8 protein-coding genes are annotated in these 10060 nt (G+C 60.6%); 6 read left to right on the top strand and 2 right to left on the bottom strand.

Annotation, left to right across the window (positions count from 1 at the left end; genetic code table 11):
• Positions 1-771: 771 nt before the first annotated feature.
• Positions 772-5646, top strand: coding sequence for an NAD-glutamate dehydrogenase (locus WCA53_RS16275; RefSeq protein WP_423912391.1), 4875 nt, complete (start codon positions 772-774; stop codon positions 5644-5646).
• Positions 5647-5707: 61 nt separating this feature from the next.
• On the opposite strand, the gene tdh is transcribed toward WCA53_RS16275, so the two are convergent.
• Together tdh and WCA53_RS16265 are read right to left on the bottom strand one after the other, a co-directional pair.
• Positions 5708-6736 (bottom strand): L-threonine 3-dehydrogenase, encoded by a 1029-nt coding sequence (tdh, locus tag WCA53_RS16270; RefSeq protein WP_423912389.1) that lies wholly within the window; start codon positions 6734-6736, stop codon positions 5708-5710.
• A gap of 16 nt (positions 6737-6752) precedes the next feature.
• On the bottom strand, positions 6753-7952 hold the full coding sequence (locus WCA53_RS16265) for a glycine C-acetyltransferase (protein ID WP_423912385.1): 1200 nt from the start codon (positions 7950-7952) through the stop codon (positions 6753-6755).
• A gap of 236 nt (positions 7953-8188) precedes the next feature.
• On the opposite strand from WCA53_RS16265, the gene WCA53_RS16260 reads away from it, so the two are divergent.
• From WCA53_RS16260 to WCA53_RS16240, 5 genes are all read left to right on the top strand, one after another.
• A complete protein-coding gene (locus WCA53_RS16260) occupies positions 8189-8545 on the top strand; it encodes a helix-turn-helix domain-containing protein (protein WP_423912381.1) in 357 nt (118 codons plus the stop codon).
• 37 nt (positions 8546-8582) lie between these two features.
• Positions 8583-8924, top strand: coding sequence for a hypothetical protein (locus WCA53_RS16255; protein ID WP_423912378.1), 342 nt, complete (start codon positions 8583-8585; stop codon positions 8922-8924).
• A 177-nt stretch (positions 8925-9101) separates the two neighbouring features.
• Positions 9102-9305: a cold-shock protein gene (locus WCA53_RS16250; RefSeq protein ID WP_423912375.1), complete on the top strand. Its 204-nt coding sequence runs from the start codon at positions 9102-9104 to the stop codon at positions 9303-9305.
• Positions 9306-9463: 158 nt separating this feature from the next.
• Positions 9464-9595 carry a hypothetical protein gene (locus WCA53_RS16245; protein ID WP_423912372.1) on the top strand — a complete coding sequence of 44 codons (132 nt, stop codon included), beginning with the start codon at positions 9464-9466 and terminating at the stop codon, positions 9593-9595.
• A gap of 184 nt (positions 9596-9779) precedes the next feature.
• On the top strand, positions 9780-10060 hold a 281-nt coding region (locus WCA53_RS16240), incomplete at its 3' end, for a hypothetical protein (protein WP_423912368.1).

Raw genomic sequence — 10060 nt, 5'->3', positions numbered from 1 at the left:
CATAAGTAGTATTTTCTTGCTTATTACTGTTAGCCCCTATCCGGGGCGGGACTTCATTTCTTTGCAAACGCGCAAAGAAACGAAGCAAAGAAACGCGTTCAAACCGCGAATACCTAAGTGTCGTCGTCGATCACCTCAGGTCTTTGGCCCGAACGTAGTGCCGCCCCACATATCATCGCTCAGTCGAACACCCTCCTCTCATTCGAGCGGCACGAACACGCTTCGCCTCGACGGCCGTATCTCAGGGACAATCTGTGTCTTGAACCACCAAAGCGAATGGTACGCGCTCACCCATTCTGTATCTTGGGTCGCACGAAGGGCGACGCAAACGGGTCAAACCCGGAGCCACGGGGTTTTCGGTTTGCGTTGCGTCTGCCCTTGCCACTGGCGTTACCGCGCGGGTTAGCGTAGGCGTTGCCGTTTGCGGGGCTGCGGGAGCCGTGCTAGGTTCGTGCCAAAGACCTGAAACTCGCGACGACGACACTTAAGAATTGGCGGTTTAAAACGCGTTTCTTTGCGCGTTTGCAAAGAAATGAAGTCCCGCCCCGGACTGGGGCTAACAGAAATAAGCAAGAAAATACTACTTATGCAGAACGACCACGCTAGCAGAAGGACTCAATCCTAGCCTCACACTTTCCGCGAGCAGCACCCCCCAACCCCAAACCTCCCCCATTGGCCGCCGGCCCCAGGCCATTGTGCGGATGCACATGAACCATGCGCAAACCCGGTGCATAATCCGAGCACCGATCGTGCTTGAACCGGGAGAACGCCATGCTGACCAAGACCGAAGAACGCGTCGCGCACCTACTCGACGATGTCGTCGACTATGCACGGGGACGGCTGCCTACGCCCGCGTTCAACATCATCGAACCGTTGCTGCGTCACTACTATGAACTCGCCGATCCCGAGGACATACAAAGCCGCGATCTCGCCGATCTCTACGGCGCCGCCATGGCGCACTGGCAGACGGCGCAGAAGTTCGCGACGGGCCGCGAAGTCCTGCGGGTATACAACCCTAACCTTGAGCAGCACGGTTGGCATTCCGATCACACGGTCGTGGAGATCGTCAACGACGACATGCCGTTCCTGGTCGATTCAGTGACAATGGCGGTCAATCGTCTCGGGCTCGCGATGCATTCGGCCATTCACCCGGTGTTTCGTGTCTGGCGCGACGCAACCGGCGCGATCACCCGCATCGCGTTGGGCCACGTCGATGACGGGGACACCCAATCGCGCCTCGAATCGTTTATTCATTTCGAAGTGGACCGCTGCGGCGAAGCAGCGAAGCTCGATGAGCTACGCCGCGATATCGCGCGGGTGCTAGGCGACGTGCGCGCCTCGGTGGAAGACTGGCCGAAGATCGTCGAGGTCGCACGCGCCACCATCGGTGAAATGAGGACCCGCGAGACAAGCCCGGACGGCGTCGAGGCACGCGCATTCCTGGAGTGGATGGTCGCGGATCATTTCACCTTCCTGGGTCATCGCGACTACGAACTCATCACGCAGGATGGCACGTATGCGCTGCGCGGCGTACCGGGCTCCGGCGCGGGACTGCTGCGCGAAAGCCTGCGGCCGCCCGCAGCCGACAATGTCACGCAATTGCCGCCCGCGGCCGTGACGGTCATCGAAAGCTCGACGCCCATCTTTCTCACCAAGGCCAATTCGCGAGCGACCGTGCACCGGCCGGGCTATCTGGACTACGTCGGCGTGAAGCGCGTCGGGCCGGATGGCAAGGTGATCGGAGAACGGCGGTTTATCGGCCTGTACACGTCCACGGCGTATCTGGCTTCAACGTCCGAGATACCGATCGTGCGGCGCAAATGCGCGAATATCATCCGGCGCGCCGGTTTTCTGGCAAAAGGCCATTTGCATAAGTCGCTGGTAACCGTGCTCGAACAATATCCGCGCGAAGAACTCTTCGAGGCGGACGAAAATGATCTGTTCGATATCGCGCTCGGCGTGCTGCGCTTGCAAGAGCATCAGCGCACACGTCTGTTCGTGCGGCGCGACCGCTTCGACCGCTTCGTATCGTGCCTCGTCTTCGTGCCGCGCGACAAGTTCAACACGGACCTGCGCAAACGCATCGCGAAGGTCCTCATGGAGGCCTTCAACGGCAAGAGCATCGAGTTCACGCCGCTGCTTTCCGAATCTCCGCTGGCACGCATCTTTATTACGGTGCGCGCGGATAAAGGCACGATGCCCGAGGCCGACACGCGCGAACTCGAGCAGCGCATCGTGCAGGTTGCGCGCCGCTGGCAGGACGATCTCGCCGATGCGTTGATCGACAGCTTTGGCGAAGAGCAGGGCAACCGGCTGTTGAACCGCTACGCCGATTCGTTCCCGGCGGGTTATCGCGAAGACTATCCGGCACGCACGGCGGTGCGCGATATCGAGTTGATCGAACAGACCCAGGTGAACGCGGGCGGTCTTGCAATGAGTCTCTATCGGCCGATTGAAGCCGGGCGCCGGGCGTTTCGCTTCAAGGTGTATCGCGTGGGCGATCCGATTGCGCTGTCACATAGCTTGCCGATGCTGGAACATCTGGGTGTTCGCGTCGACGAAGAACGTCCTTACCGCATCGAGCCGGTCGGCGCGCCGCACGCGTGGATACACGATTTCGGCCTGGAGCTTGCGGACGACGTTGAGTTCGACATCGATCGCGTCAAGGAATTGTTCGAGAACGCATTCGCAAGCGTCTGGACCGGCGAGGTCGAGAATGACGATTTCAATCGCCTGGTCTTACGCGCGCAACTCGGTGCCCGCGATGTCACGATCCTGCGCGCTTACGCGAAGTATTTGCGGCAGGTGGGGTCGACATTCAGCGACGCGTATATAGTACGCGCGGTGACCGGCAATCCGGCCATCGCCCGCAAGCTGCTTGAGCTTTTCCTGGTCCGCTTTGACCCGGACCTTGCCGGCTCGTCCCATGACAATCCCGAAAGCCGCGAGTTGCGCGGCCAGCGCACGCAGCATGTGCTCGACGAGATAGAAGCCGCGCTCGACAGCGTACCTAATCTCGACGAGGACCGCATCCTGCGTCAGTTCCTGGGTGTCATCAACGCGACCGTGCGTACCAATTATTTTCGTAAGGATGCCGAAGGACAGCCGAAACCCTATGTGTCATTCAAGCTCGATCCGTCGATGGTGCCGGGCTTGCCGGAACCCAAGCCGATGTTCGAGATCTGGGTTTATGCACCGCGTGTGGAGGGGGTACATCTGCGTGGCGGCAAGGTCGCGCGCGGCGGCCTGCGCTGGTCGGATCGTCGCGAGGATTTTCGCACGGAGGTGCTCGGCCTCATGAAGGCGCAGATGGTGAAGAACACGGTGATCGTGCCGGTTGGATCGAAGGGCGGATTTGTCGTGAAGAATCCGCCGCCGGCCACCGACCGCGAGGCGTACGCGCGTGAAGGTGTCGCCTGCTATCAGATGTTCCTGCGCGGCTTGCTGGATGTGACGGACAACCGCGTGGCCGGCGTCATTGTGCCGCCGCCCGACACCGTGCGTCACGACCCCGACGACCCGTACCTCGTCGTCGCCGCCGACAAGGGCACGGCGACGTTCTCGGACTACGCGAACGCCATCGCGCAGGAGTATGGTTTCTGGCTCGACGACGCGTTTGCCTCGGGTGGCTCGGTTGGCTACGACCACAAGAAGATGGCGATTACCGCACGCGGCGCCTGGGAATCGGTCAAGCGGCATTCGCGCGAGATGGGTGTCGACACCCAGACTACGGATTTCACGGTGGTCGGTATCGGGGACATGTCGGGTGACGTGTTCGGCAACGGCATGCTGCTCTCGCGCCATATCCGGCTGATCGCAGCGTTCGATCATCGTCACATTTTCCTCGATCCGGACCCCGATATAGCCGCCAGTTTCAACGAACGCGAGCGGCTGTTCGCGCTGCCGCGTTCGAGCTGGGCCGACTACGATGCCGCGCTGATTTCAGCCGGCGGCGGCGTCTTCCCGCGCACCGCGAAAACCATCGTGTTGTCCAAACAAGTACAGGCGTCGCTTGGCATCAGCGCGGCGACGCTTGCCCCGAACGAACTGATCCGCGCGATCCTGCTCGCAGATGTGCATCTGCTGTACAACGGCGGCGTGGGTACGTACGTGAAGTCCACGCGTGAGACGGCGGCGCAGGTCGGCGACCGCACGAATGACCCCGTGCGTGTCAACGGCGCGGAACTGCGCTGCAAGGTGGTGGCCGAGGGCGGCAACCTCGGTGTCACACAGCTCGGCCGGATCGAGTACGCGCAGCACGGCGGGCGCATCAATACCGATGCCATCGACAATTCCGCCGGCGTGGACTGTTCAGACCACGAGGTGAACATCAAGATCCTGCTGGGCCTCGTCGTGGCCGACGGCGAGATGACCGGCAAGCAGCGCAACACGCTGCTCGCCGAGATGACCGACGAGATCGGCCTCCTTGTTCTCAAGGACAACTACGCGCAGACGCAGGCGCTGTCGATTGCGAACCGCTACGTCGCCGAGATGCTCGAGGCCGAAGCGCGGCTGATGCGGTGGCTTGAACGCGCGGGGCGGCTCAAGCGCGAGATCGAATTCCTGCCCTCCGATGACGACATCGCCGAGCGTCTGGCTGCAAAGCTTGGGCTCACGTCGCCCGAGCGTGCCGTATTGCTCGCCTATAGCAAGATGTGGCTCTATGACGAACTCGTGGCCTCCGACGTGCCGGAGGATCCGCTGGTTGCCGGGATGCTGCCCAACTATTTCCCGCTACCGCTGCAAGCGCGTTACAGCGAGCCGATGCAACGCCATCCGCTCAGGCGGGAAATCCTCGCCACGCACTTGACGAACGCACTGATGAATCGGGTCGGCTGTACCTTCGTGCATCGGCTCATGGAGGCAACCAAGGCGTGCCCAGACGAGATCGTGCGGGCCTGCATCATGGCGCGCGACGTGTTCGACCTGGACGAACTCTGGCGCAGTATCGACGCGCTCGACAATGTCATCGCCGACGAGGTGCAGGCGCGCATGTTCGTCGATGCTGTGAGCATGCTGGAGGGGGCGACCCTCTGGTTCCTGCGTCATCTGAAGGTGTCGACGGACGAGTCGGACGCCGACGTGAATCGTGTCGCCCGTTGTCGTGAGGCCGCCCAAAGGCTTGGCCCTCAGTTGCCGGCGCTGCTCCCTGCTGACGAACTCGAGGGCTGGGCCGAACGACGCCGCGCGTTGGAGGAAGCGGGTGTTGAACGCGGTCTTGCCGCACAGGTGACGAGCGGGGATGTGTCGATCGCCGTGCTGGATAGCGCGGAAGTAGCGGCGAGTAGCGGGCGCGGGCTGGAGGTCGTCGCGAGCGTCTACTTCGCAATCGGTACGTTGCTGAACTACGGCTGGATTGTCGAGCGCGCCATGGCGCTGCCCGCCGCTACGCACTGGGATGTGCTCGCGCGGGCGGCCGCGCTGGAAGAACTAGCGCGCCTCAAGCGGGCGCTGACTGTCAGCGCGCTTGAACAGACACGCGATATCGATGCAGCCGACGCAATCGTCGAGAACTGGCGAAGCAAGCGGCAGGCCGCGGTCGAGCGTTACGGGCGTTTGTTGACGGAATTGCGCGCGACGAACGGCGCGAGTCTGTCGATGCTGCTCGTCGTGGTCCGTGAGATGGCCGTGCTGGAGCGCGGCTAATAGCTGGGTGGGCCGGGGGCGCGTGTACTTAACCCCCCGGCCCACCACGCTCAATGCACCATCATGCGGTCCAGTCCAGGATCACCTTGCCGCTTTGGCCCGAGAGCATGGTCGCGAATGCTTCCTCATAGTCGTCCACGGGAAAGCTGTGGGTGAGGATCGGTGATAGATCGAGCCCGCTTTGCAGCATCGCGACCATCTTGTACCAGGTCTCGAACATCTCCCGGCCATATATGCCCTTGATCTCCAGCCCCTTGAATATCACCTGGGTCCAGTCGATCGCCATCTGCGCAGGCGGAATGCCGAGCAGCGCCACCTTGCCGCCGTGATTCATCGCTTCGAGCAAGCCTGTGAACGCGCTCGGCACGCCGGACATTTCAAGCCCCACGTCAAAGCCTTCCGTCATGCCCAACTCGGCCATAACGTCGGTTAAAGACGTCTGCGACACGTTCACCGCACGCGTCGCACCCATCTTGCGGGCAAGCTCCAGCCGATAGTCATTCACGTCGGTAATCACGACATTTCGGGCTCCTACGTGCTTCGCAATCGCGACAGCCATGATGCCTATCGGCCCGGCGCCGGTAATCAGCACGTCCTCGCCGACGAGGTTGAACGACAGGGCGGTGTGGGTCGCATTGCCGAATGGATCGAAGATAGCCGCGAGATCGTCGGAAATCTCCGGCGGAATCTTGAACGCGTTAAAGGCGGGAATCACGAGGAATTCGGCGAACGCACCGGGGCGATTAACGCCGACGCCAACCGTATTGCGGCAGAGATGGCGGCGTCCCGCGCGACAGTTGCGACAGAACCCGCACGTGATGTGACCTTCGCCCGACACGCGGTCGCCGATCGCGAAGCCGCGCACTTCCTGTCCCATCTCGACGATCTCGCCGACATATTCGTGACCCACGTGCATGGGCACGGGAATCGTCTTCTGCGCCCAGTCGTCCCATTTCCAGATGTGGATGTCCGTGCCGCAGATAGCCGTGCGCGTGATGCGGATCATCACGTCGTTATGCCCGACTTCGGGCTTCTTGACCCGAGTCAGCGTGAGCCCCGGTGCGCGTTCTAGTTTTGCCAATGCTTTCATGGTCGCCTCAAAGGTCTCAGATGATGTTCAGTGAACGGCCGACGCGCGCGAATGCATCCACCGCGCGATCGATTTGCGCCGGCGTGTGCGCGGCGCTCATCTGCGTGCGGATGCGGGCGCGGCCTTTCGGTACGACTGGAAATGAAAACCCGATCACATAGACGCCTTCACGCAGCAGCGCGTCCGCCATGCGCGATGCGACCTGCGCGTCGCCGAGCATCACGGGGATGATGGGATGCTCGCCGGGCACGAGGGTAAAGCCGAGCGCGCTCATCGCCGCACGGAAACGGGCGCCATTGGCACGCACGCGAGCGCGCAATTGGGCGCCTTCGTCGCTTGCGAGCAGTTCCAGTGCGGTGAGCGTGGCGGCGGCAATGCTGGGCGTCAGCGTATTCGAGAAGAGATACGGGCGCGAACGCTGGCGCAGCAACTCGACGATTTCGCGACGGGCGGCCACGTAGCCGCCGGACGCGCCGCCCAGCGCTTTGCCTAGCGTGCCCGTGATGATATCGACGCGCGACAGCACGCCGCAATGCTCAGGGGTGCCCCGTCCGTGCTCACCGATAAAGCCGACCGCGTGCGAATCGTCGACCATCACCAGCGCGCCATAGCGATCGGCGAGATCGCAGATGCCGGCCAGATTGGCGATGATGCCGTCCATCGAGAACACGCCGTCAGTGGCGATCAGCTTGAAGCGCGCGCCGGCGGCATCGGCTTCTTGCAGCCTGGTTTCGAGGTCGGCGAGATCATTGTTCTTGTAGCGGTAGCGCTTCGCCTTTGACAGACGCACGCCGTCGATGATGCTCGCGTGGTTCAGTTCGTCGCTGATGATGGCGTCGGATTCGTCGAGCAAGGTTTCGAACAGGCCGCCATTCGCGTCGAAGCAACTGGAGTACAGGATGCAGTCATCGGTTTGCAGAAAGGCCGCAAGCGCCTGCTCAAGGTCCTTGTGGACGCTCTGCGTGCCGCAGATGAAGCGCACCGACGCCATGCCGAAACCATCCCGGTCCATGCCCGCTTTCGCTGCGTCGATCAGGCGTGCGTCGTTGGCCAGGCCGAGGTAGTTGTTCGCGCAGAAGTTGAGCACTTCGTCGCCGGCCGCCAGGCGGATGTCGGCCGATTGCGCACTTGAGATCACGCGTTCGGTCTTGTAAAAGCCGTCGGCGCGAATCTGGTCGAGGGTGCTGCGCACATGCGCAAGATAGGAATCGTGCATGGATTAGTCTCCTGGGTGATGCAGGGTTCGCGACGGGGTCGCTTTTTAATGACGCTGCGGCCGATGATAATCTAATGGTAGCCGAGAGAGGGGAGACGCTCCATTGGGGGCTTGGAGGACGGCGGCGTGCTTATTCGCCTGCACTGAAATAAATTCGAAATAAATCAAACTCTTTACGCCGATTTTATGGGCTTCGGCATAGCATCTTTCTCTGCAACGAGTACAGGGGCCTCACGATGAATCACGGATCTACCGCCATCCTGGCGCATATGCGTCAAGGACGCGAATACTCGGTTACTTATCTGGCGCGCCTGCTTGGCCAGCCTGCGTCGATGACGCGACGACTACTGGCCGAACTCGTCAAGGAAGGCCTCGTACAAACAACCACTCAGACTTCGTGGTCTACCGTCTACATTTTAACGCCAGGGGACGCCGACACCGGGGAGCAAGCAAGCGCCGAAGCTGAAGCACCGCCGGTGACTATTGCGACGTCCCCAATGAAGCAACGCCTGGGTGGCGCGGAACTGAAGGGCTATGAGGCGTCGTTGTCGCGTCACCGCTCGCTGGCAATGCTCGGCCGTGGCGGACGGTAACGCGATCTTAAGAGAATGACATTACTGGATAAGTTTTATGGCACTTAGAAATTCGATGCGCATCAGGGGACTGGTCAAGCTGATCTCGTTGATCATAGTGTGCAATCAGGTGCTCACGGCTGCTTTTTCATACGCTTGCCGAACTATTGACCCAACCGTCACCCCTATCGTCATTTCGGGATTCGGTTTGATTTCGTCCCTGATGATTAGTTACTGGCTGCAGTCTGACGCGCGTCGCGCCTATCACCATGCGAGCGAGAAGAAGCTAGTCAAGGGCGTGGACGCGTCGCATCCATTGCCCAGGATCGACGATCAATGTCCAAAGAAATGGCTGGTGATGCTGCACATTGAACTCAACCCGATGCTCGTGGGCCTATAGCTCCGAGCGAGCCCGTTGTCAGTTACTTGTTACCGGGTGAATTTTTATAAATGCTTTACATGAAGAGCTCACTATTTATCTCGGCCGTTAGTTCGAACAACGTATTGTGTATTTAACAGAGGCGACGAAGCGCACCGTCCTCTAAATGCAGTTCAATTTTTAATTCTGGATACGATCATGGCAACAGGTACCGTAAAGTGGTTCAACGATGCAAAGGGTTTCGGATTTATTACGCCCGATGACGGAGGAGAAGATGTGTTCGCGCACTTCTCGGAAGTGAGAGCGGAGGGCTTCAAGTCGCTTACGGAGAAGCAGAAGGTCAGCTTCGAGATAAGAGAAGGGCAAAAAGGGTTGCAGGCGGCGAATATACAGCCTATGTAATACACGCCCGGCAATACGGTCGGCAAGGGCTCGGTTTGCCAGGAGCCCTGGGCGTCCGGCTGGTTCGGACGTCCTGAGGTTTACCGCGGCATGGGTCGCCCGGTTCAAGGCGGCGTGCCACACCTTTTACGAGAGCTTTATGGCCTTAGGAAGATGGCATGTTTAGTACGCGCGCCCTTACCGCTGCAGGCGTGTTCTCTGTGATCTCCGCTGGGATCGCGCTCTCAGGGTTCCCGTCCATCGGTCTTGTCTACCTGGTTGCGACGCTCCCGCTAGCGCTACGCGGTTAGGCGAAAATCGGCAGCCCGGCCTAGGTGCTTAGGTGCACGTAGGTGCGCGCAGCGAGGGCGCGCGTCTGAACCGCTGGTGGAATGTTCGACTGCTTTGTTTTTGCTTGCCGACCCGGCGTCGCGACATGGAGCAAGGGCACGCCCTCGCGCGAATGAAAACATATACCTGGAAACTGGCGCGGCCATGACAAATGACGTTCTTGCTTTGATCAATGAAATTCAGCGGTACGCAGGCAATCGCCAGAGCGATGTCGCGCGCGGCGCAGAGACAGCTGCGTTCGCGGCGCTGATGGTCGAGAAGTTTGGCGAGGGCCTGGTGAAAGCAGGTTACCTATTGGGAGTCGAAGATTCTGAGGAGCTCAAGCAGGTGATCAACCGTTTAGTGCGGGAGATCGATCCTCAATATCCGACCCATCTGCAGTATCGGTTTGAAGCACGGCCCGCAGGACTGGCTATCAACGGTAC

The sequence above is a fragment of the Caballeronia sp. genome, assembly GCF_049581465.1.
Lineage (GTDB): Bacteria > Pseudomonadota > Gammaproteobacteria > Burkholderiales > Burkholderiaceae > Caballeronia.
Note: the sequence above shows the minus strand (reverse complement) of the source record. Positions and strands in the feature narration are given on the sequence as shown.